Annotated in this window: 1 pseudogene; it reads right to left on the bottom strand. The window is 61.7% G+C overall.

The features are described from left to right. Nucleotides 1–535: pseudogene (locus ACYAR8_RS23835) on the bottom strand (threonine ammonia-lyase, biosynthetic); the annotation flags it as partial.

Genomic DNA, 535 nt, shown 5'->3' with positions numbered 1-535 from the left:
CTCGTCCCAATACGGGTAACCAATCTCTGCCAGCGCCTGCGGCACTAGATGCCGCTCATCTTCCGGCACCACCAACCCCGCCACCACTCGGCCATCCGCCGCGCCGTGATTGCGGTAGTGGAACATCGAAATATTCCACTTTCCGCCCAGCTTGTTCAGGAAGTTGAACAGCGCGCCCGGCCGCTCCGGGAATTCAAAACGCAGCACCACTTCGTCACTCACCCGCTCCGAATGCCCGCCGACCATGTGCCGCAGGTGCAGCTTGGCCAGTTCATTGTCGGTCAGGTCCAGCACCGGGAAACCCTGTTCCGTCAGGCTTGCGATCAGGGCTTTGCGAGGATCGGTGTCGGGATGGGTCTGCACGCCGACGAAGATGTGCGCCTCGCGATCGGTGTGGTAGCGGTAATTGAATTCGGTGATCTGCCGTTTGCCGATGGCTTCGCAGAACGCCTTGAAGCTGCCCGCCTGTTCCGGAATGGTCACGGCAATGATTGCCTCGCGGCCTTCGCCCAGTTCAGCGCGCTCGGCCACATGG

Source organism: Pseudomonas sp. HP_01 (genome assembly GCF_055284355.1).
The sequence above is the reverse complement of the archived record's forward strand: the minus strand, read 5'-3'. Positions and strand labels throughout refer to the sequence as shown.